The sequence below is a fragment of the Telluria sp. RB2R28 genome, assembly GCF_059685835.1.
The window spans coordinates 935,183-955,882 of record NZ_JCASIK010000002.1 but is presented as its reverse complement, the minus strand read 5'-3'; the positions used below and the strand labels follow the sequence as shown (position 1 = coordinate 955,882).

Sequence of the window (20,700 nt, the reverse complement as noted above, 5' to 3'; positions counted from 1 at the left end):
AATGCCGAAGGGTAACATGAGCATGTTTCCATTCGGCACTAACTATTCAATCGTGTGACAAAGTGTGGTTTTTGAGTAACGCTCTAGTGCACAGCACGTGACAATTTAAATATCGGCAAGATGAGCGAACTGACAATCGTGCCGACCAGGATGCCCATCACCAGCAGCATCACCGGCTCGGCCATCTTGGTCAGGCGTGCCAGCAGGCGCGTCAATTCGCGGTCGTACGAGTCGGCCACGCGGGTCATGACGCGGCCCAGCGTGCCGGTCGCCTCGCCGGTGGCGATCATCTGGCGTACCGACAGCGGCACGAAATTGCTGTGCTCGAAGCCGGCGGCAATGCCCTTGCCCTCCGTGACATCGCGTTCGAGATCGAGGATGAAGCGCTGGAAGTCGGCATTGGTCACCACCGCGCGGCAGGCCTCGAGCGTGGCCAGGATCGTCACACCGTGTTCAAGAGAAATGCCCATCACGCGCAGCAGGCGTGTCAGGTAGATCTTGGCGAACACGTCGCGCAAGACCGGCAGGCGCAGCTTGGCGCGGTCGACTGCGACGCGCACCCCGGGCTGGCGCATCAGCACCCAGCCCGCGCCAACAGCGCCGGCCGTGAGCGCCGCGACAATCGCGCCATGGCAGGTCAGTACCTCGCTCACCACCAGCAGTACGCGCGTGGTGATCGGCAACTGGTCATGGATCGACGCGAACATGACGGCAAACTTGGGGAACACGAACGTCAGGATGAACACCACCACTCCGAACGAAAACGTCAGCAGGATCACCGGATACGACAGGGCCGAGACCAGCATCGCGCGCAGGCGATCCTCTTTTTCGTCCAGCTCGACCAGTTGCACCAGCACCTCGGCCATGAAGCCGCCGGCCTCGCTGGCCGCGATCAGGTTGACGTAGCTGCCCGGGAACAGCGCATGGCGCCCGAGCGCGGACGAAAAGCGTTCACCGGCCAGGATGTCGTCGCCAATGGTTCCGATCATCGTGCGCAGCTGGCCCGGTTCGGTCTGGTCATGCAGCGACTGGAGCGCCGTGTGCAGCGGCACGCCGGTCTCGAGCAGCAGCGCCAGGCGCTCGGTAAACAGCGCCCGTTCGCGCATGCCCGGCGGCCGTGCACCCAGCGTCCACCACGAGGCGGCTGACGGGGCGGTCTTGGAGGCCGGGCCGGGGCCGGCGCCGGGAGCGTCGAGTTCGATCGGCATGGCGGTTACAGGGAATGCACGACGCGCGCGATTTCCTCGGGCGTCGTGTGGCCGTCGAAGGCGCGCGCCATGCCGTCGGCGTACAGGTCGTGGTGGCCGGTCGAGGCCACGTGCGCGGCCAGCTGGTCCTTGCTGGCATTGGCCACGATCATGCGCTGCAGGTCGGGCCCGACTTCGAGCAGCTCGTAGATGCCCATGCGGCCCTTGTAGCCCGAGTCATAGCAGGCCGGGCAACCGCGCCCGCGCATCAGGCGCAGGTCGCCCTGGCCGCGCCAGCGGTAGGCAGCGGTCGCTTCAGGCGTGGCCAGATAGCTGGTGCGGCAACCCTGGCACACGCGGCGCACGAGACGCTGGGCCATCACGCCGATCAGGGCCGACGACAGCAGGTACGGCTCCACGCCCATCTCGACCAGGCGCGAGACTGCGCCCAGCGTGTCGTTGGTGTGCAGCGTGGTCAAGACCAGGTGGCCGGTCAGCGCCGCCTGCACCGCGATCTCGGCGGTCTGGCGGTCGCGCACTTCGCCGATCATGATGATGTCCGGATCCTGACGCAGCACGTGTTTCAGGATCTTCGGAAAACTCAGGCCGATGGCGTCATTGACCTGGTTCTGGTTAATGATGTCGAGCTGGTATTCGACCGGGTCCTCGATCGTGACGATGTTCTTTTCGATGCTTTTCAGGTGGCTGATCGCCGCGTACAGGCTGGTGGTCTTGCCGCTGCCGGTCGGGCCGGTGACCAGGATCAGGCCATGGCTGCGGCCCAGCAGGCGCTTGAACGCGCCGACCGCATGCGCATTCATGCCGAGCTTGTCGACATCGAGGATCGACTGGTTCTTGTCGAGCACGCGCAGCACGACCTTTTCGCCGTAGATGCCGGGCAGCGACGAAAAGCGCAGGTCGACGGTGCGGCCCTGGGTCGCCACCTGGATGCGGCCATCCTGCGGCAGGCGGCGCTCGGCGATGTCGAGGTTGGCCATGACCTTCAGGCGCGAGACAATGGCCGGGTGCTGGTCGACGCGCGGCGACATGACTTCGTACAGCACGCCGTCGATGCGCAGCCGTATGCGGGCGCGGTTGCGCGAGATCTCGATGTGGATGTCGCTGGCGCCATCGCGGATCGCGCGCTGGATCACGGCATTGACCATATTGATGACCGGGCTGGCGCCGGCCATTTCGTCGATCTGCGTGTAGTCGTCGGGAATCGTCGACTCGATCAGTTCCAGGTCGCTCGCTTCGGTCTGCACGAAATCGGGCAGGGCGCCGCCATACGCTTCGTCGGCCAGGCGCCGGATATCGGCCGGCGGCGCGACCACGATCCGGATGCGCACGCCGGTGCGGGCGCGCAGTTCGTCGATGCTGTGGATCGCCTGCGGTTCGGCGCTGGCCACGGTCAGCGTGCCCTGCACCTGGAACAGCGGCAGCACGTTCAGGCGCCGCGTGACATCGCGTTCGAGCAGCGCCAGTGCGCCCGGGTCGTACAGGCCGGTGCGCAGCTGCACATACGGCAGGCCCAGCTGGTCGGCCAGCGCCTGGTACAGCGCCGCTTCGGTGATCCACTTGCGCTCGACCATGATGAGGCCCATGCGCTTGCCGGTCTGGTCCTGCAGGCGCGCGGCCTCGGCGACCTGCTCGGCGCTGGCCGCGCCACGCTCGACCAGGATGTCGCCCAGCTTGCTGCCCGGCTCGCGTACGCGGCGCGGCGCGGTGGGCCGCGCATCGAACAGCGGCAGTTGCTCCAGCAGGCCCGTGGCCGCCAGGATGTCCTGCAGCAGGGCATTCGGGTACGCCAGCTTGAGCCAGCCGCCCAGCTCACCGAGGCGCTCGCCCATGTCGGCCATCATGCTTAGCGCCCGCCCGGACAGCAGCGTGACCTTGCCCAGGTCGACCACGATCGACACCTGGTGCTGGGCCACGCACTCGTTCAGCGCCGCCTGCAGCGTCTGGACGGCCTCGTCGGCCACCAGCGCCGTCAGCGGCGCCAGATACGTCATGGCGCCGATGCGGCTGCGGGTGATCCGCTCGGGGGCAGCGGTCTCGCTCATGCGGTGACGGCGGCCTGCGCCGGCGCCACTGCCGGCGCCGGATCGCGGGCGATGCGGAACTCGGCGATCCAGCCCGGTTCGGCGCGGCACACGGTTTCAAACATCGCCACCACGCCCGGGTCGAGCTGGGTGCCGGCGCAGCGCGCGATCTCGGCCATCGCCACTTCGTGGCTGCGCCCGGCGCGGTAGGCGCGCGAGCTGGTGATCGAGTCATAGGTGTCGGCCACCGCGATGATGCGCGCGTTGTACGGAATGTCGTTGCCAGCCAGGCCATGCGGATAGCCGGTGCCGTCGTACTTTTCCTGGTGGTGGCGCGCGCCCGGCACCGCGCCCTTGAGGCGGTCGATGTGGCGCAGGATTTCGTAGCTGCGCTCGGGATGGACCATGATGAAGGTGAATTCATCGCGCGTCAGGCGCCCCGGCTTGCACAGCACCGCGTCAGGGATGCCGATCTTGCCGACGTCGTGCAGCAGCGAGCCCCAGAACAGATTGTCCAGTTCGCGCGGCGGCAGGCGCAGCGCGCGGCCGATCTCCATGGCGATGTGGTGCACGCGCTCGCTGTGGCCGCGCGTGTACGGGTCTTTCGCTTCGACCGCCTCGATCAGCGCGGCCGCCATCTGCTGGTTGAACTTGCTCGTTTCGGCCAGCATGCTGTGCATGCGCGACAGGCTCGACAGGTGATTGGCCAGCACTTCGCCCAGCTTGCGGTCGCTGTTGCTGAAGTCTTCCTTGTGCGCATGGTTGAGCAGCACCAGGATCGCCACGACCGACTTGTCCTGGAACACCGGGCAGCACAGGATCTTGAACGGCATGTCGGTGAAGATGTAGGCGCGGCGCGGATCGTCGGGCTCGTTCATGACGATCGGCTGGCGCGACGAATGCGAGAAGCGGTACAGGTCGCCGCGCATCTCGACCAGCACCAGATCCAGGTTATGGATCGGCGCCGACAGGTTGGTGGCCGAGACGCACAGGTTCTCGCCCGGCTTGATGAAGGCGGCGACGTCGGCGTCCATGTGGCTGGCCCAGCTCTCGAGCAGCTCGCCGAACAGGTCTTCGCCCGTGGTCATGTCCTGCACCTGACGGTCGATCGCATACACCAGGTGCAGTTCTTCGTAGCGGTCCGACAGTTCGCCGGCCATCGCATCGAGCTCGCCCTGCGTGCGGCAGTCGTCGGCGATCGTGCTGGCGATGTCTTCGAGCGCTTCGGCCAGCGCGTCCCACGCGAACGGCACGTCGGTAGCAGTCGTGGCCGCCTTGTCCGCACGGACCGCGAGATAGCCGATCAGGCCACTCTTGGCGATGATCGGCGTGTAGAGCAGCGTGGCGTCGCCGGCATCGTGGCGCTGCATGCCGTCGCCCGTGGATGGCCAGGCAAAGCCGCCGGCATTGAGCGCCGTGATCCACGATGCGAGCGTGCTGTCACCGGGCGCGCTCCAGCAGGGCGCGCCAGCGGCGTCGCAGACGGCCAGTGAATAATCGCTCCCGGTGCTGCGGCGCAGCCAGCGCTCGTGGCGGGTGTAGTCGAGGGTCGGCAGAAGATCAAGGGACATGGGCAGGCTTTGGTGGCTGGCGCGGCGTTACGCCAGGGCCGCAAAATGGCGGGACAACCGCGCCACCAGCTGGCGCGGACTCAGGGGTTTTTCAAGGAATTCGGTATTGGCCAGTTCACGCGCCCAGGCACGCTCGTCGAGCGCGGTCATCGACGTCATGACCAGGATCAGGAACGGGTGGTCCGGATACGTGGCGCGGGCCAGCGGGCACAGCGTGCGCCCGTCCATCCCGTCCATCTGGATATCGCTGATCAGGACGTCGGGCAGCTGCTGCGCCATCGCGGCCAGCGCCGCGTTGCCATCGCTGGCGGTGGCCACGATATAGCCTTCGCGTTCGAGCGACAGGCGCAGCACGCGCAGGACATGGGGCTCGTCGTCGACGAGCAGGATGTGGCGCGCGCTCATAGCACGGCGGCGCCGGCGGGCGCGGAAACGATTTTCAGGTGCACCGAGAAGGTGCTGCCCACGCCCGGTTCGCTTTCGACGACCAGGCGGCCGTGGTGCAGTTCGACGATCTGGGCGGCCAGGTACAGGCCCAGGCCGTGGCCACCGCGCTGGGTGGCGGCGCCCGCTTCGCTGACGCGGTAGAACTTCTCGAAGATGCGGTCCTGGGCTTCCGGCGCGATGCCGATGCCGGTGTCGCGTACGCTGATCACGATTTCATTGTCCTCATTGCGGGCCGCCAGCGTCACGCTGCCGCCCGGGCGGTTGTATTTGATGGCATTGGTCAGCAGGTTGTTCAGCGCAATGCGGAACAGGTCCTTGTCGATGGCCACGGCCTCGAGCTCGCGCGGCAGGTCGAGCAGCACGCGCAGCTGCTTGCCTTCGGCGCGCGGCAGCGCCTGCTCATACGCGTCGCGCAGCATGTCGTCGAGCCGCACGCGGTTGCGTTCGGGGCTCATGCTGCCGGTTTCCAGCTTGCTCACGTTGAGCAGGTTGCCGACCAGCGCATTCATGCGCTCGATCTCGTCCTGGATCACGTTCAGCGATTCGACCCGCATGCTTTCGTCGTCGCTGTCGGCCAGCATCTCGGCGTACATGCCGATGACGTTCAGCGGCGATTTGAGTTCGTGCGAGACGTGGGCGACGAAATCGTTGCCCGCCTGGCGCGCCAGGTATTCGCGGGTCACGTCGCGCAGCACGACCAGCGTGCCGAACGACATCGTGCCGTGGCCACCGCTGAGCGGTTGCGCGGTGGCGCTCAGCTGCCGGCCTTCGACATTCTGCGGCGCGAAGTCGATCTTGTGCGAGCGGGCGTTGTCGCGCAGGTCGCCGCTGTAGCGGCCGAACAGCGTGCGCAGTGCCGGATCGCAGCACCAGGCATCGAGCGGCTGACCCAGGATCTGGTCCATCGGGATGCCCAGCAGGGGCTCGACCTTGCCGGAGGCGAACGTGACGTCGCCGGCCGGATCGAGCATCAACAGGCCGTCCGGCAGCGACTGCAGCGCGGCATTGAGCTTCTTGCTGCCGTATTGCAGCAGGCGGTTGTCGGCGGTGGTGTTGAGCGAACCTTCCTCGAGCTGGACGATGCGGGCGCCGGCCTGGTCGAGGTAGTGCTGCATATTGGTGATCAGTTCGCGCATGTCGTCGGCGCCGGCCTGATCCGGCCTGCCGGGCGCGGCAAGCTGGCGTAGCTGGCCACGCAGTTGCTGGCTGAGCGCCGCCAGCGGCGCCATCTCGCGCTTGATGACGACGTACATGACCGGCACGACCAGAAACATCATCAGCGCCAGCAGCGCAAGGAACGACACATCCTGTGCCAGCACGGTAAAGCCCGGCTGATGGAAACCCACGCGAACGAACGCCTTGCCGCCGCTGGCGTCGGCCAGCGGGCCATAGAATTCACGCAGCGGCGCGCTGCCACCGGTTGCCGGCAGTGTGCGCTCACCGAAGCCCGCCTGCGCATCGGCAGGCAGCGGAGTGGCGGGCGCGATGCTGCCGCTGCCCGCGATTTCGGCCAGCGTGCGGCCGTTTGCATCGCCAATTGTCACATAGGCGAAGTCGCTGCCGTCATGCGAGGCAAGCACCGCCGCGAGCACGCCGCCGCGGCCACTGCTGTCGGCGAGGAGAGTCATCGGGACCGTGCTGAGCGCCTTGACCAGTCCGACACCCTTGTTGCGCACCTGCGCCGCCTGGCTGGCCTGTTGCCGGACCACGAGCAAGGCGACGACGAGGGTAATGGCAGCCAGCGCACAGGCGATGAGGATGATGCCGATGCGATTGAGTTTCATGCGGATGGATTTGGGAAATTGAATCTAACGAACTGTAACGATCAAAACTATAGGTCGGTGGTTGCAAAGAGGCAAATAAAATTCCAATCGTGCGCAATATTTCTTTAAAAAAATAATTGCGTGACAACGGTGATTGTTGTTTTCACGTTGCCTTCACGTCTACCGCCAATCCATTGGACGTGTCATGGCGTCGTCACGATCCGGGCGTACTCTGGCGCCGTCTTGCATCATGTCGGCAAGACAACATAATGCAACATAAATTTCCCGGCTAAAACATTCACGTCTTTGGATACGCCCCTATGACTTCACGACGCAGTTTCCTGCGCAATAGTGCGCGCGCGGGTATCGCCGCCGGCACGTTTGCCGCCTTCCCGCCTGCCATCCAGCGCGCCCTGGCCATCCCGGCCAATAACGCGACCGGCACCATCCGCGACGTCGAGCACGTCGTGATCCTGATGCAGGAAAACCGCGCCTTTGACCATTATTTCGGCACGCTCAAGGGCGTACGTGGCTTCGGTGACCGCTTCACGATCCCGCTGTCCGAAGGACGCAGTGTCTGGCAGCAGCGCCTGGCGGACGGCAACGTGGTCATGCCGTTCCACCTGGACGCCAGCCGCGGCAACGCCCAGCGCGTGAATGGCACGCCACACGATTGGCTCGACAGCCAGCTGGCCTGGGACAACGGCCGCATGGACCAGTGGCCGCGCTACAAGAATCCCATCTCGATGGGCTACTTCAAGGAAAGCGAGATCCCGTTCGCGTTTGCGCTGGCCAATGCATTTACCGTCTGCGACGCCTACCACTGCGCAATGCACACCGGGACCGACGCCAACCGTTCGTTCTTCCTGACCGGCACCAACGGCGCCGGGCCTACCGGCACGGCCTTTGTCTCGAATGAGTGGGATGCGATCGACGGCCTGCCCGGCGGCGTGAACACGGGCTACACCTGGACCACGTATGCGGAGCGCCTCGAGAAGGCGGGCGTGAGCTGGATCAGCTACCAGAACATGCCCGACGAATGGGGCGACAATATGCTGGGCGCCTTCCGCCAGTTCCGGCGCGCCAATATCGCGTCGGGCTATCCGGTGTCCAGCGGCGGCGCGCCCGGTCAGCCATACACCAACACGGGCCAGGCGCTGCCGTATCACGCCTACGATGCGGCTACCGACAACGCGAAGAACCCGCTCTACAAGGGCATCGCCAACACCTTGCCGGGTACCAAGCCCGAGCAATACCTGGATGCCTTCAGGCGCGACATCCGCGAAGGCAAGCTGCCGCAGGTCTCGTGGATCAACGCACCGTCGATCTACTGCGAACACCCGGGCCCATCGAGCCCGGTGCAGGGCGCCTGGTTCCTGCAAGAGGTGCTGGACGCGCTGACGGCCAATCCCGAGGTCTGGAGCAAGACGGTCCTGATCGTCAACTTCGACGAGAACGATGGCTACTTTGACCACGTGCCGTCGCCTTCGGCGCCATCGCCGGACGGCAAGGGCGGCTACGCCGGCAAGACCACGCTGTCTCCTGGCGCGCTGGGGCCGGAATACTACACGCACCCCCGGCCTGCCGGCAGCACCCGCCAACCGGCGGCGGACGGACGCGTCTACGGGCCGGGTCCTCGCGTGCCGATGTACGTGATTTCGCCGTGGAGCCGCGGCGGCTGGGTCAATTCGCAGGTATTCGACCACACGTCGGTGCTGCGCTTCCTGGAAACACGCTTCGGCGTCATCGAGCCGAACATCAGCGCGTACCGCCGCGCTGTCTGCGGCGATCTGACGAGCGCCTTCAACTTCGCGACACCGAACGACGAGGCGCTGCCGGCACTGCAGGGTCGCACCAATCGCAGCCAGGCCGATGCCCTGCGCGCCGCGCAGCAGCGCCTTGCCCAGATCGCGCCACCAGCGTCGCCGCAAATGCCGCTGCAGGCGCCGGGCACGCGGCCATCGCGCGCGCTCCCGTATGAACTGGCCACCACCTGCCAGGTCCAGCCCGGCGCCACGATGGCTGCCGTGCAGGTGACGCTGAACTTCATCAATAGCGGGCGCCAGGGCGCGGTCTTCCACGTCTACGACCGCAAGAACCTGGCCGCCGTGCCGCGCCGCTACACCGTCGAGGCGGGCAAATCGCTGGCCGACAGCTGGACGCCCGCAGTCGGCGGCGCCTACGATCTGTGGGTGCTGGGCCCGAACGGCTATCACCGCCACTTCACAGGCAGCGCACTGCGCGCCGTCGCGGCAGGGCAGGCACGGCCGGACGTCCACGTGCGCTGCGATGCCGCCACGGGCGAGCTGGTGCTGCGCCTGATGAATACCGGCGCGGCGCCGTGCACGTTCAACCTGAATGCGAACGCCTACGCGCAACTGCGCCAGTTGCACACGCTGGCCCCGCGCACCGAACTGCTGGTGCGCATTCCGCTGGCGGCCAATGGCTACTGGTACGACCTGAGCGCCACGGTCTCGGGCCAGCCCGACTACCTGCGCCGCTTTGCCGGGCGCGTCGAAACCGGCCGCCACACGGTCAGCGATCCGGCACTGGGCCTGGTCTGACCATGTTCGCTCCCATCACCCTCAACAGGAATTCCATGCACATCACCCTTCGTAACGCTGCCGCAGCCGCCGCCTTCGCGCTGTGCGCCCCCTTCGCCTCGGCGACCGTGCTCGACTTCGACGATATCGTCGGTCCTGACGGCTACGCCGCCGTCGCCGCCAACTACGGTGGCCTCGACTGGTCGGGCGCCGGCCTGAATGTCTTCACGAGCGAGCAAGCGCCGTTTGCCGCCCGTTCCGGCGCGGGCCGTGTCACCACCGACTGGACCGACGGCGGGCCGGTCGCCAGCACCATCCGCTTCCTGGCGCCCACCGTCTTCGAGGGCGCCTGGTTCTCGGGCTACGAGGACGCCAGCGTGCGCTTCGACCTGTACTTCCAGGGCTTGCTGGTCGCCAGTACGGCAGCGCTGCAACTGTCCGGCGTGGCCGCGTTTCTGGACGCCGGCTGGGATGGCGCGATCGATACGGTGGTCGTCTCCAGTGGCGTGCAGGGCTCGTATGCGATGGATGATTTCAGCTTTGCCGATGCGACCGAGGTGCCGGAACCGGGTTCGCTGGCGCTGCTGCTGGCTGGCCTGGGCATGGCCGGTGCGTTGCGGGTGCGCCGCGCGTCGTTTTAAATCAGTCCCAGTGTCAGCGCGCGCAAGGTCGCTGCGGCGCGGGTCGAGCATCCGAGCTTGCGAAAGATGCTCTCGACATGCGTGCGCACGGTGCTGGGACTGATCCGCATTGCGCGGGCGGCTTCCTTGTTGGTCTCGCCCAGGCTGATACGCTGAAGGACGTCGACCTCGCGCGCCGACAATAACTGGCGCGCCGATGCCGATGCCGGCGCGGTGGCCGATGCCGTGCTGGTGGCCGGCGCGGCGTGGCCAGCGGCGGCGGCCAGCACGGCATCCACGGCGGCCCGATCGAGGCGCCCGCCCGTCACCTGGGCTTCGAGCAGCGTCAGCGTTGCCGCCGGTTCGTACGCGGCGCGCCATGGCCGCGGCGAGCGCAGGGCCACGTAGACTGCCGCTGCGGCCAGCAGGCGCTGCGGCAGGCCGAGCGAGCCGGCATCGAGACTGCGAAAGTAGCCGCTGCCATCGAGCCGTTCATACACGTGCGAGGCCAGTTGCGCGTCGGCCGCCATGCCGTCGATCCGGCTGCCGGCGCGTGCGGTCCAGTAGGGCACGAGGCGAATGGCTTCCCAGTCGATATCGCCCGGTTTTCCCTTGCGTTCCCAGACGGTGTTCGACACGGCAACGCGCCCGATCCCGTGCAGCAGCGCCGCGCGCGCCAGGCTGCGCTGGCCGGCGTCCGGCAGGCCGGCCCCTTGCGCGGCGCCTTGCACCAGCAGCGCCACGCGGCGTGAGTAGCCTGCCAGCCAGGGCAGCTTCAGTTCGATCATGTCGGCCACCAGCGTCAGCGGCACCGACAGCGGCAGGAAGTCGTTCAACGGCGCCGGCTCTTCAGCGCCGTCGAGTGCTTCGAGCCAGGCCTGCGCCTGTGGAAGCACCTGCGCCACCAGGTCCGCCGGATACTTGACGCCGCCCAGGCGGTCGACCATCGCCAGCGCCGCAGTCAATCCATGCACGCGCGTGAAGATCTCGATGTCGCCGGCCAGGGCCACGTGGTACACGACGGCCGGCACCGCGTCGCCTCGCAGGCCGTACGGCAGGCCGCCGCCATCGTTCTGTTCGAACACGTGGCGCAGGCCGTGTTCGACCGGGGCGGGCAAGCCCATCATGGCGGCGATGTCGCCCGCGACTTCGCAGTGGATTTCGGCCAACGGAGTGATGTCTGCCAGGCGCGCAGCCTGCTGCGCCGTGAGCGTGCGGCCCAGCATCGCGTGGCGGCCACCTACGTCGTCGCCCAGCAGCGTGGCAAACCCGGCGGCATTGGCGGTGCAGCCCGACCAGCGCAGCTGGGCCACCATGCGCGCGTGGGCAGCCGCGGTAGCGTCGCAGCCGGCGGCCAGCGCGATGCGTGCGGCGAGCCGCGCGGCGCGCCTTGACGCATCGATGGGCTGGCCCATGCTCAGGTCGCCGACGATCGCGAGCAGTCCCATGGCTTGCGCCAGCGTCACCGTATCGTGGCCGTGCAGGCTGATGCTGGCAGGCGAGAGCGGTGGCGTGGATGCCCGGGTTAGCGTGTCCATGATGCCTTTATGTGGGATGGGCAGGTGACGCACCTGCGTGCTGGATGGCGCCGATAGTATAGCCAGTTCGGCCTGCATCGGTCGATCGACCGATACCGGATTGTCAAGTCGCTTCCTATACTGGGTTCACCGTAGCAACCACCCACCAGGAGAACTTCATGACCACACTCACCACCACGCTTCGCACCATCGCCATCGCAGCTGCCGTCGTCAGCGGCGCGGCATATGCAGCAGCACCGGCAGCAGCACCGGCGGCCGCATCGGCGCCTGCAGTAACGTCCGTCGTCATCGTCCACGGCGCCTTTGCCGACGGGTCCGACTGGGCCAAAGTGATTCCGTTGCTGCAGGCGAAGGGTGTGAAAGTCACCGCGATCCAGAATCCCCTCACGTCGCTGAAGGATGATGTCGCTGTCACCCGGCGCGTGCTCGATGCGCAGACCGGCAAGGTGGTGCTGGTCGGGCACTCATGGGGTGGCACCGTGATCACCGAAGCCGGCGCCCACGACAAGGTCGCGGCGCTGGTGTATGTGGCGGCGTTTGCGCCGGATGCCGGCCAGGCCAGCGCCGAACTGGGTCACGGGTATGCGCCGTCGCCCGGGATCGGCAAGCTGGTGGCCGACAGTGAAGGCTTCGTGACGCTGCCGCCGGAGGCGATGCGTGACGACTTCGCGCAGGACGTGCCGGCCGCGCAAACGGCCGTGATGAGCGCGACCCAGGGGCCGATCAAGGGCAGCGCTTTCGGCGAGAAAGTCAGCAATGCAGCGTGGAAAGTCAAACCGTCGTGGTACATCGTCAGCAGCAAGGACCGCATGATCGATCCGCAACAGCAGCGCGCGATGGCGAAGAAGATTGGCGCCCGCACCACCGTGCTGCCGTCGAGCCACGTGCCGCAGCAATCGCGCCCGGCCGATGTGGCAAAGGTGATCCTGGAAGCAGTGGCGGCCAGCAAGCAAGGCTGACCGCACACTGGTCAAGCCAGCCCGGCCAGCTTCGCGTTGCGCTCGCGTTCGAGCTTGGTGATGTAGCGCTGCACCGCCGCCAGGCCACCACGCGAGATGTCGACGAACTGGCAGCCGATGCGGCGCGTGGTCTTGTGGTTCAGCAGGGTGAGGTCGAGCGAGTTACGGATCTCGAGCGAGGTGGCGATCGGCCCGATCTCGGGCAGTTCGATGCGGCAGTTGGCGATCACGCGCCCGACCGTCGTATCGAGCTGCAGCTTGCTGTCGAGAAGGGCAATGCCGCCGACACTGATGTCATGCAGCGCGAAGACGCTCATGCCGCCCGTGCCGCCATCCATCGGCACCGGAATCAGTGCGCGCACCGGGTTGGTCACGGGCGTGGCCATGCGGTAGTACTCGCGCCGCTGCAGGCGGATCAGGGTCGGGGGAATGTCGGCGCGCAGTGCCGGTTCGCCGCGCCAGACTGTGGGGGCCAGGTTGGCGGCGCCGAACAGGATGCGGATCTTGTCGAGCGTGGTTTCGCACTTCGCGCGCGCCGCGCCCGCCATGCGCTGGTTCTGGGCCGGATCGACCGAGCGATCGAGCACGAGCGTGTTGCTGTCTTCGTCCACTGCCAGGATCGAGGTCACGCAGACATCGGCCTCACCCCTGATCAGCAGACGGATCAGCTGGTTGTGTTCGCCGATCTGGCGCAGCAGCGAGATGATCTCGCGGCGCGATGCGACTTCGTAGTCGTGCCAGTCTTCCAGTTCTGCTTCATCCATTGCTAGGCTTATGTCCTTGACGCTTGTTCCGGGGGGAGGTGAGGCGTCGGATCGGGCGCGGTGGGCATTGACTCACCGTTCTTTTTAGCCGACTCAATATGATATAGCCATGCCAACAGTTCCGCAATTGCTCGATACAGCGTTGGGGGAATTTCGCGGTCCAGATCGACCTGCATGAGCAGCGAGACGAGCTCTTTCGATTCATGCACGAACACGCCCGCATCCTGGGCGCGCTGGATGATCTGTTCGGCGACCATCCCGGAGCCCTTGGCCACGACCGTCGGTGCTTTCTCGCCGGCGCTGTAGGCCATCGCCACTGCGCTCTTGATGCGCTGGTTGGCCAGCTTATTCATGGTCACCATCATCATCGTCCTGCGGCGCCGCCGCAGCCCGCGCGCGCGCATCGAACCCTGCCAGCGGCGTGCCCACCGAATCGAGTGCGCCGGCCAGGTTCGGCACGTGCTGGCGCAGCAGGGCGGCGGTGGCGTCGTCGCCGGTCGCGAGCCCGATCTGCAAGGCGCCGCCCACCATCCGCAGCTGCACATCGAGTTCGCCCAGTTCGGGGAACCGCAGGCGCAGGCGGCTGTTCCAGATGGCCCCGTCATCGTCGCCGCCGCCGCCGTGGGCTTCGCGCTGCACGTCCCATTCCATCGGCTGGCCGGGCCACAGCTGGCCTTTCCATGCCAGTTGCGATTGCTCTTGCGCCGCCAGCTGCATGCTGATGAACTGCGCGGTGGCGGGATCCTGCGGGTTCGGGCGCGCGCCGTTCTGCGCGGCCTGCTGCTGCGGCTCGTTCGCGAGTTCGGCCAGCGCGCGCGAACCCTGCGCCCATTCGGCCACGTGCGATTCGTAGAACAGGCCGCTCCTGCCGAACGCCTGCTTCAGGCCGGCGGCCAGCGCCGCCGGATCGGCGTCCGGCGTGGCCACCAGCGGCGTATTGCCGGTGACGGCGGTGAGCACCGTCTCGGCTTTCTGGGCGGCCGCCAGCACCCCGGCCAGGGCCTGGGCAGTGGGGCTGAGCGTGGTGTTTTTCGCTTCGGTGCCGCCGGCAAAGGCCTGCGCGCCCAGTCCGGCGCTGGAGGCCAGCAGGGCGCCGGCGCGGCCGAGTGCGGCGCCTTCCCGGTAGCCCAGCGGTGCACCCGGGGCGTCGGTGTCGGCTTGCGGTGCGGGGCCAGCTTCGGCAAAACCTGTGGCGGTGGTCTGGGCGCCGACCTGGAAGGTGGGGCGGGGATGCAGGCCGATCAGCGTGAGCGGCACGTCGGCGCCGACCAGCGCGCCGGGCGGCAGCTGCATGCGCGCCTGGGTGTCGGCGAACTTGACGACGAAGGTGCCGTCAGTCAGTTTGGCCTGGATTTCGCCGTGGATCGCCTTGCCCAGCAGCGGCGCGACGGCGCGCGCGAAGGCTTGCTGGCGCGGGTCGACGGCCTGTTCGGCGGCCTGAGCCGGCGTGACGCGCGTGACGCCTGAAACGAGATCGCGGGGCAGCATCAGTCAACCCCCGCCGGGCGCATCAGATACCGTAGGCGCGCGCGACGCGGCGTTCGGTCGACTTGCTGTTGATCAGGGACGACAGGTGCGCCATCCATGGGCTGGTCAGGTCGCGGATGCGACGGTCGGCGTCGAGCATGCGGCGGATTGCATTGACCTTGCGCACGCGTTCCTGGCCGGCCAGCGGGGCCACGCCTTCGTTGGCTTTGAGGCGGCGCGCATGGGCGGCGCATTCCTGCTCGAGTTCGGCCAGGCGATCCCATTCGCTGGCAGTGGCCGCGTCGAGCATGCGCTCGGTGATGCCGACCATCGCTTCGTAGACCGTTACCACTTCTTGTCCATTCATCGTCATCGTCATCGTCAACCTTATGCGCTCATCAGGGTAGGGGCACGCTGGATGGCCGGTACGGCCTGCTCGGCCGTATCGCTCTTTTCGCCGATCGCGACCCAGGCTTCGCGCAGATCGGACATCAGGCCGTGGACTTCTTCGATGATCGCGATATCGTTCTTGATATTGGCCTGCAACAGGCGGCGGCTCATGTAATCGTACAACGCATCGAGATTCTGTGCGATCTCGCCGCCAGCTTTCTGGTCGAGCGAGGCGCGCAGGCCATTGTCGATGATCGTGATGGCCTTCGAGATCGAGGCGCCCTTGGCGGCCACGTTCGACGACTTGATGTGGTTGATTGCGCTGAGCAGGGCTACGATCACGCCGTCATACAGCATGACCACCAGCTTCTGTGGCGACGCGGCAGCGACGCCGGTCTCCAGGCCAACCGTTGCATAGGCGCCAACGCCGCGTTTCGGGGTTCCAAACATATGAGATTCTCCGGTGATGCTGAAATTATGAGTTGGCCGCGATGGACGCCAACTGCTGGGTTAGATAGTCCGAGGTCGACTGCATCGAGCTCATCATGGCGTCGAGCGCGACGAACTGGGCGCGGTAGCGTTTTTCGATGCCTTCGAGGCGGGTTTCGAAGCGCGCAGCCTGGTCGGCGACGGACTTGATCGAGACGTTCAGGCCGTCGGTTTTGCCTTTAATCAGACTATCCTTGCCAACAAAACTAGTGGCCAGATTGTTAAGCTGGAAAGCGAATCCTTGCGAAAACGTTACGGTGCCACGCTCACCGGTTGCGCCGCCGGTGATCGATACCTGAATCCCCGTGGCCGGCGAACCGGCGGCCGCCGTCAGCGACTGGCCGTTGCCCGTAGCAGACACGCCACCAATAGTGCCGACCACGTCGGCACCTTTGCTCGGTTCTACAGTACCGAAGAGGGAATCGAACGAGGTGCCACTCACATTCGAAAAAGCGATATTCGAAGTCGAGCCGTATTTGCTCGATGACATCGTTAGAATGTTTTTGTCGCTGACTTTTGCCTCGATCGTGTCCCCGGCACCGGCGAAGGTCGAATTGCCATTGATAGAAGAACGCAACATTGCAGCCAAGTCATCCCTGCTATAGGTGCCGGCAGGCAGCTTGATTTCCTGCGATTTGCTTTCAGTGACCGGATCGGTCTGGTTCAATGTGACGCGCCACACCGTGTTCGGCGCGATCACCGTAGCGGCACCCAGCGCGGTGTTACTTGTAATCTGGCCTTGCGAAGCCAGGCTAGTAATGTTTATGCCATAGGTGCCGGCCTTGGTGCTGGCACTGGACTTGTCAAATTTTACCAAGCCATCGGATGTCGAACCCATGGCAGCGAACAGGCCGCCAAAATCAGCTGCGTTTTCTGTAATTGCCTTGTTGAGCTTGGACGAGTCGACTTTCAGGCTGCCATCTTGCTGGAAGGTGACGCCAATCTGGCTCAGCGAGTTCAGCTTGCCACCAGTGCCTTCCAAGGTAGAACTGATCTGCTTGCGCAATTGACTTTGGATCGCGCGTACGCCCGAATCACCCTGCAGTACGCCACCTTTCTGGGTGTCTGCGTTGTACTTTGTCAGCCCACCGATTGTCTTGTTCAAATCGTTGTAGGCTTTAACGAAGTCGTTGACTGCGGTGCTGATTGCCGCAGTATTTTTTGACACCGTCAACGTGCTGCTGCCAACTGCGCTGACATCGAGGGTGACTCCTTGGATCGCATCCTTGACACTGGTGTCTTCGCTTTTGATTTCGATGCCGTTCATCGTCAGCAAAGTACTCTGGGCTCCAGTTGTCTGAATCATGCCTTGCGCACCAGCTGGATCGTAGCCGAGCAGGGCGACCAAGGCTGGATCGCCTGCTGCACCGTTTTCATCCGTCACGCCGATTTTCATCGAAGTTGCTTCACCGGTCTTGTTCGACGTTACAACCAAATGGAAAGGCTTGCTGCTGCCGTCGGACACGATAGTGGCAGTCACGCCCATGTCAGCCTTGTTGATGGCATCACGTATGCCTTGCAGCGACTGGTCGCCAGGCGCCAGGGTGATCGTCTTGCTGTTGAGCGCGCCGTTGAGCGCGAAGCCCGAGCCCTCGTGGGCGCCGACGCTGCCCGCAGTAAAACCGGCAGATGCCGGGTTGTTGCCGCCAACCAGGATCTGATTACCATCGTTCGAGCGCAGCGTCACGCCTGCAGTGGCCGTGGTGGTAGCACCAGTGTTGTCAGTGCCGGCTGCGTGCTTGATACCGCCGGTGACAGTGCCAGTGACGGTTTCGGTCACGTCAATCGTACTGCCATCAGCAGCCTTGAATTGCAGCGTGCCGGCAGCAGCCGTACCGCTGACGGTGATGTTGGCCGCCGCCAGGGCGTTGCGAGTACCGGCACTGGCCAGTGCGATATCGAGCTTGGTGCCGGTTAGTTCGGCGCCTTCGGTATTCAGGTTGGCCAACTGGACGCCGCCGACGGACAGCGCATAGCTGGAGTTGGCATCGACACTGACTTTGCCGAAGCCTTCGAACAGATCAACCGCAGTTTCGGTACTGCCAGCAGTGGCAACAACGCCGGTCTTTTCGCTCTGCGCGTTGACGGCTTCGGCCAGTGCACGGGCGCTACGGGTGCTCGAGTTCGTACTGATTGCCACCCCGTTTAAGCTCAGCGAACCGTTGGCAATGCCGCCGGCCGCAGCTGCCAGGCCGAGCGCATTGCCCGTGGCGCCGAAGGTGCCGCCAGTGACCGTGCCGAACTGGAATGTCAGATTGGCCGGATTGCCGGCGCCGATCCTGCTCGTGCTGCTGGCCATGCCGTTGGTCTTGAGACTTTGCGACTGGGCTAGTTGAGTAACGTTAACCTGATACTTGCCGGGCACAGCGCCCGTAGTGGCGGTACCAGTGAAAACATCCTTGTTCGATGGTGTTGCACTCAGGCCCTGGAACGTGTTTGATTGATTCAGCGATGTCAGTGCGGCCTGGAACGAGCCTACGGCAGCACTAACCTGATTCAAAGCACCATTCTTTGCCTGAAGCGCCGCCGTTTTTTTGGCGTAGTTGTTGAGCGGAGCGGATTCCGCCTGCATCAGCTTTGCAACAATGCCTTCGATGTCGAGTGCGGCCACTTGTTTCTCCGGTGAAAGCAATAATGTAAGTTATTATCGGCAGAAACAAACGGTACTTAAGAGCGGTAAAGGGCGCTCTCTTTTTATTTTAGCGAATCACTGCATGATCATGTCGCTGTGTTAAGGAGAAAAAGCGCCGGTCCCATTACGGAGCGGCGCTTCTATCGGGAGAAAGGCTGCATCACGCGGTTTGATCGAACAACCGCCCCACCATCTTGTCGATCGCCTTGGCCATTTCCAGCGCCTCCTTGGTCGGCATCTGGCGTATCAATTCCTTCGTATCGCGGTCGATGATCTTGACCACGACGTCCTTGCTCTCTTCGTCGATCTCGAATTCCAGGCTCTGCGCGGACTGCTGCAGCGATTCGTTGAGTTTCTTGACCGCGGACGTCACCTCGTCACGTCCAGGAGAGGCCGCGACTTGTTCCGGTACCGCCCGAGGTGCCAGGGCGGCATGCCCGCTCACCGTAGCCGGACGTTCCTCCAGCTTCGTGTTGGGCGATGAACTAGTGGATTGGATCTGCATAACGTTTCCTAGCAAAAATTCCCCGACCAAATTGCTTCAGTCGGGGAATCGCTTACCTTGTCGTACTGTTACTACGCGTTAGCGATTAGCCTCGCAGGAGCGACAGGACGCCGTTCGGCAGCGAGTTGGCCTGGGCCAGCATCGATGTACCAGCCTGCTGCAGAATCTGACCGCGGGTCATTTTTGCGGTTTCAGCAGCGAAGTCGGTATCGACGATGCGGCTGCGCGATGCCGACAGGTTCTCGGTCGTAGATTGCAGGTTCGAGATTGCCGATTCAAAGCGCGATTGCAGTGCGCCGTACTGTGCACGCTGGCTGTTGACGCTGGCCAGTGCAGCGTCAGCAATCTTGATCGCTGCCTGAGCACCGTCGAACGACGTGATGTCGAGCGACGCAACTGATTTCAGTTTCGACGCCGACTCGGTGCCTTGGGTCAGGAAGCCTGAGCCACTCGTTGCAGGGGTGCCACTAGCAGCCGCGTCAGTAACCGAGAAACTATTTTCCGAGTCGTACGAAATGCGACCGGTGACCACTGCTGTTGCCTGGGCAGGGACTGTTGGATCCATTGAGAAAGCTGCTGCTGTCTGCACAGCGCCATCAGCTTTGTAGTTTTTTACACTAACCGTGCCAGCACTAGCGCCAAGAGAAATGTTCTCGCCGGTCGAGTTGGACAGCTTGATGCCGCCGTTCTTGCTGTCGTATTGTGCAGTGACGCCGGTGTTGGCCGACTGCGCGTTGACCGCATTGATGGCTGAAGCATAGTCAGTAGCATTGGAACCGCTACCGCCCACCGAGAACGAAACTTTCACAGGCTCAGCATTGTCCGATGCGAGCGTGAACGAATAGGAACCAGCTCCCATCGACAGATTCATGTCGGTTTTGGCACTGGCGGTCACGCCGGTTTTGGCAGTCTTATTATTGATGTCGCTGGCAATCGTCTTGGCAGTCGAACCTTTGACTGCTTCGGTTGCGGGAGGCCCTGCCGTTGCTGCGGCATAGCCAACGGTGTCGATCTTTTCGCTACCCAGCGAACCGTTGATAACGATCGAGCCTGTTGAAGCGGTGCTGGTGGCAGCTGCATCGATACCGTCAGCGGCAATATTATTGTTGCCGTACGTGTTGGTCTGGAAGTTCGCGCCGGTCATCGAAATCAGCTGACCTGCATTTGCGCCGACCTGGAAGTTGGCAGTACCCATGGTACCGTCCAGCAATTTCTGGCCGTTAAATTCAGTGGTGTTCGAGATGCGGTTCAGTTCCGAGCCGAGCTGGGTAACTTCAGTTTGCAGAGCTTGACGGTCACTAGCCGAGTTCGACGAGTTCGACGACTGCACCGCCAGTTCGCGGATACGCTGCAGAATGTCACCCGAGCTCGACAGAGCGCCTTCAGCGGTTTGGGCCATCGAAACGCCATCGTTGGCGTTACGGGTAGCTTGCGTCATACCCTTGATTTGCGAATTCATGCGGTCCGAAATCGCCAGACCAGCAGCATCATCCTTGGCGCTGTTGATGCGCAGACCCGACGACAGACGCTGGATCGAGGTGTTCAGGGACGCTTGCGACGACGACAGGTTACGCTGCGAGTTCAGGGATGCGACGTTGGTGTTGATTACTGATGCCATGGTAATTCTCCAGACTAGGTCTTACTAGGGGTGCAGCGACCGTGCTGCTGTTCACTTTGGTCCGTCGCGTTATTCAGTGACGTTCAAACCGCTGTTGTTGCTGGTAACGGTGCCCTGTGGAAAAAGTTTAGGGCCGGACGCAAAATAAATCGTTTTTTTTACCTG

The 20,700-nt window shown here is 64.4% G+C and carries 17 protein-coding genes; 3 read left to right on the top strand and 14 right to left on the bottom strand.

Annotated elements, in window-relative coordinates; translation table 11 throughout:
- Positions 1-83: 83 nt before the first annotated feature.
- Genes AC56LV_RS11800 through AC56LV_RS11780 form a run of 5 tightly spaced genes read right to left on the bottom strand, consistent with a single transcriptional unit; the run spans position 84 to position 7,031 of the window.
- A complete protein-coding gene (locus AC56LV_RS11800; RefSeq protein WP_499557824.1) occupies positions 84-1,208 on the bottom strand; it encodes a type II secretion system F family protein in 1,125 nt (374 codons plus the stop codon).
- A 5-nt stretch (positions 1,209-1,213) separates the two neighbouring features.
- On the bottom strand, positions 1,214-3,250 hold the full coding sequence (locus tag AC56LV_RS11795) for an ATPase, T2SS/T4P/T4SS family (RefSeq protein ID WP_499557822.1): 2,037 nt from the start codon (positions 3,248-3,250) through the stop codon (positions 1,214-1,216).
- Complete coding sequence (locus AC56LV_RS11790; RefSeq protein ID WP_499557820.1) at positions 3,247-4,800, bottom strand: HD domain-containing phosphohydrolase; 1,554 nt, start codon at positions 4,798-4,800, stop codon at positions 3,247-3,249. The genes AC56LV_RS11795 and AC56LV_RS11790 overlap by 4 nt, the downstream gene beginning before the upstream one ends.
- A gap of 27 nt (positions 4,801-4,827) precedes the next feature.
- A complete protein-coding gene (locus tag AC56LV_RS11785; protein ID WP_183555695.1) occupies positions 4,828-5,205 on the bottom strand; it encodes a response regulator in 378 nt (125 codons plus the stop codon).
- Positions 5,202-7,031 carry an ATP-binding protein gene (locus AC56LV_RS11780; protein ID WP_499557818.1) on the bottom strand — a complete coding sequence of 610 codons (1,830 nt, stop codon included), beginning with the start codon at positions 7,029-7,031 and terminating at the stop codon, positions 5,202-5,204. The genes AC56LV_RS11785 and AC56LV_RS11780 overlap by 4 nt, the downstream gene beginning before the upstream one ends.
- A gap of 299 nt (positions 7,032-7,330) precedes the next feature.
- Between AC56LV_RS11780 and AC56LV_RS11775 the strand changes: the two genes are divergently transcribed.
- Complete coding sequence (locus AC56LV_RS11775; RefSeq protein WP_499557816.1) at positions 7,331-9,574, top strand: phosphocholine-specific phospholipase C; 2,244 nt, start codon at positions 7,331-7,333, stop codon at positions 9,572-9,574.
- A gap of 35 nt (positions 9,575-9,609) precedes the next feature.
- Complete coding sequence (locus AC56LV_RS11770; RefSeq protein ID WP_499557814.1) at positions 9,610-10,194, top strand: PEP-CTERM sorting domain-containing protein; 585 nt, start codon at positions 9,610-9,612, stop codon at positions 10,192-10,194.
- Here the strand turns inward: AC56LV_RS11770 and AC56LV_RS11765 are convergent.
- Positions 10,191-11,711 carry an HD domain-containing phosphohydrolase gene (locus AC56LV_RS11765; RefSeq protein ID WP_499557813.1) on the bottom strand — a complete coding sequence of 507 codons (1,521 nt, stop codon included), beginning with the start codon at positions 11,709-11,711 and terminating at the stop codon, positions 10,191-10,193. The genes AC56LV_RS11770 and AC56LV_RS11765 overlap by 4 nt on opposite strands.
- 158 nt (positions 11,712-11,869) lie before the next feature.
- On the opposite strand from AC56LV_RS11765, the gene AC56LV_RS11760 reads away from it, so the two are divergent.
- Positions 11,870-12,670 carry an alpha/beta fold hydrolase gene (locus AC56LV_RS11760; RefSeq protein ID WP_499557811.1) on the top strand — a complete coding sequence of 267 codons (801 nt, stop codon included), beginning with the start codon at positions 11,870-11,872 and terminating at the stop codon, positions 12,668-12,670.
- An 11-nt stretch (positions 12,671-12,681) separates the two neighbouring features.
- Here the strand turns inward: AC56LV_RS11760 and AC56LV_RS11755 are convergent, their stop codons facing one another.
- The 8 genes from AC56LV_RS11755 to AC56LV_RS11720 all read right to left on the bottom strand — a co-directional run bounded on the left by AC56LV_RS11755 (position 12,682) and on the right by AC56LV_RS11720 (position 20,535).
- A complete protein-coding gene (locus tag AC56LV_RS11755) occupies positions 12,682-13,434 on the bottom strand; it encodes a flagellar brake protein (protein ID WP_499557810.1) in 753 nt (250 codons plus the stop codon).
- Between the two features lie 8 nt (positions 13,435-13,442).
- Positions 13,443-13,787, bottom strand: coding sequence for an EscU/YscU/HrcU family type III secretion system export apparatus switch protein (locus AC56LV_RS11750; RefSeq protein WP_258835295.1), 345 nt, complete (start codon positions 13,785-13,787; stop codon positions 13,443-13,445).
- Entirely contained in the window at positions 13,780-14,922 is a 1,143-nt protein-coding gene (gene fliK, locus AC56LV_RS11745) for a flagellar hook-length control protein FliK (RefSeq protein ID WP_499557808.1), read from the bottom strand. Before fliK ends, AC56LV_RS11750 begins: the two co-directional genes overlap by 8 nt.
- A gap of 22 nt (positions 14,923-14,944) precedes the next feature.
- Positions 14,945-15,268 carry a flagellar protein FliT gene (locus AC56LV_RS11740; RefSeq protein WP_499557806.1) on the bottom strand — a complete coding sequence of 108 codons (324 nt, stop codon included), beginning with the start codon at positions 15,266-15,268 and terminating at the stop codon, positions 14,945-14,947.
- A gap of 20 nt (positions 15,269-15,288) precedes the next feature.
- On the bottom strand, positions 15,289-15,741 hold the full coding sequence (gene fliS / locus AC56LV_RS11735) for a flagellar export chaperone FliS (protein WP_499557804.1): 453 nt from the start codon (positions 15,739-15,741) through the stop codon (positions 15,289-15,291).
- Between the two features lie 25 nt (positions 15,742-15,766).
- Positions 15,767-18,391 (bottom strand): flagellar filament capping protein FliD, encoded by a 2,625-nt coding sequence (gene fliD, locus AC56LV_RS11730; protein WP_499557802.1) that lies wholly within the window; start codon positions 18,389-18,391, stop codon positions 15,767-15,769.
- 181 nt (positions 18,392-18,572) lie between these two features.
- Complete coding sequence (locus AC56LV_RS11725) at positions 18,573-18,917, bottom strand: flagellar protein FlaG (RefSeq protein ID WP_499557800.1); 345 nt, start codon at positions 18,915-18,917, stop codon at positions 18,573-18,575.
- Between the two features lie 85 nt (positions 18,918-19,002).
- Positions 19,003-20,535: a flagellin N-terminal helical domain-containing protein gene (locus tag AC56LV_RS11720; RefSeq protein ID WP_499557798.1), complete on the bottom strand. Its 1,533-nt coding sequence runs from the start codon at positions 20,533-20,535 to the stop codon at positions 19,003-19,005.
- Positions 20,536-20,700 lie beyond the last annotated feature (165 nt).

Bases quoted from the DNA above. Each gene is read 5' to 3' on its own strand.
- AC56LV_RS11800 (WP_499557824.1), bottom strand. From the start codon at position 1,208: ATGCCGATCGAACTCGACGCTCCCGGCGCCGGCCCCGGCCCGGCCTCC.
- AC56LV_RS11795 (WP_499557822.1), bottom strand. From the start codon at position 3,250: ATGAGCGAGACCGCTGCCCCCGAGCGGATCACCCGCAGCCGCATCGGC.
- AC56LV_RS11790 (WP_499557820.1), bottom strand. From the start codon at position 4,800: ATGTCCCTTGATCTTCTGCCGACCCTCGACTACACCCGCCACGAGCGC.
- AC56LV_RS11785 (WP_183555695.1), bottom strand. From the start codon at position 5,205: ATGAGCGCGCGCCACATCCTGCTCGTCGACGACGAGCCCCATGTCCTG.
- AC56LV_RS11780 (WP_499557818.1), bottom strand. From the start codon at position 7,031: ATGAAACTCAATCGCATCGGCATCATCCTCATCGCCTGTGCGCTGGCT.
- AC56LV_RS11775 (WP_499557816.1), top strand. From the start codon at position 7,331: ATGACTTCACGACGCAGTTTCCTGCGCAATAGTGCGCGCGCGGGTATC.
- AC56LV_RS11770 (WP_499557814.1), top strand. From the start codon at position 9,610: ATGCACATCACCCTTCGTAACGCTGCCGCAGCCGCCGCCTTCGCGCTG.
- AC56LV_RS11765 (WP_499557813.1), bottom strand. From the start codon at position 11,711: ATGGACACGCTAACCCGGGCATCCACGCCACCGCTCTCGCCTGCCAGC.
- AC56LV_RS11760 (WP_499557811.1), top strand. From the start codon at position 11,870: ATGACCACACTCACCACCACGCTTCGCACCATCGCCATCGCAGCTGCC.
- AC56LV_RS11755 (WP_499557810.1), bottom strand. From the start codon at position 13,434: ATGGATGAAGCAGAACTGGAAGACTGGCACGACTACGAAGTCGCATCG.
- AC56LV_RS11750 (WP_258835295.1), bottom strand. From the start codon at position 13,787: ATGAATAAGCTGGCCAACCAGCGCATCAAGAGCGCAGTGGCGATGGCC.
- fliK (WP_499557808.1), bottom strand. From the start codon at position 14,922: ATGCTGCCCCGCGATCTCGTTTCAGGCGTCACGCGCGTCACGCCGGCT.
- AC56LV_RS11740 (WP_499557806.1), bottom strand. From the start codon at position 15,268: ATGAATGGACAAGAAGTGGTAACGGTCTACGAAGCGATGGTCGGCATC.
- fliS (WP_499557804.1), bottom strand. From the start codon at position 15,741: ATGTTTGGAACCCCGAAACGCGGCGTTGGCGCCTATGCAACGGTTGGC.
- AC56LV_RS11725 (WP_499557800.1), bottom strand. From the start codon at position 18,917: ATGCAGATCCAATCCACTAGTTCATCGCCCAACACGAAGCTGGAGGAA.
- AC56LV_RS11720 (WP_499557798.1), bottom strand. From the start codon at position 20,535: ATGGCATCAGTAATCAACACCAACGTCGCATCCCTGAACTCGCAGCGT.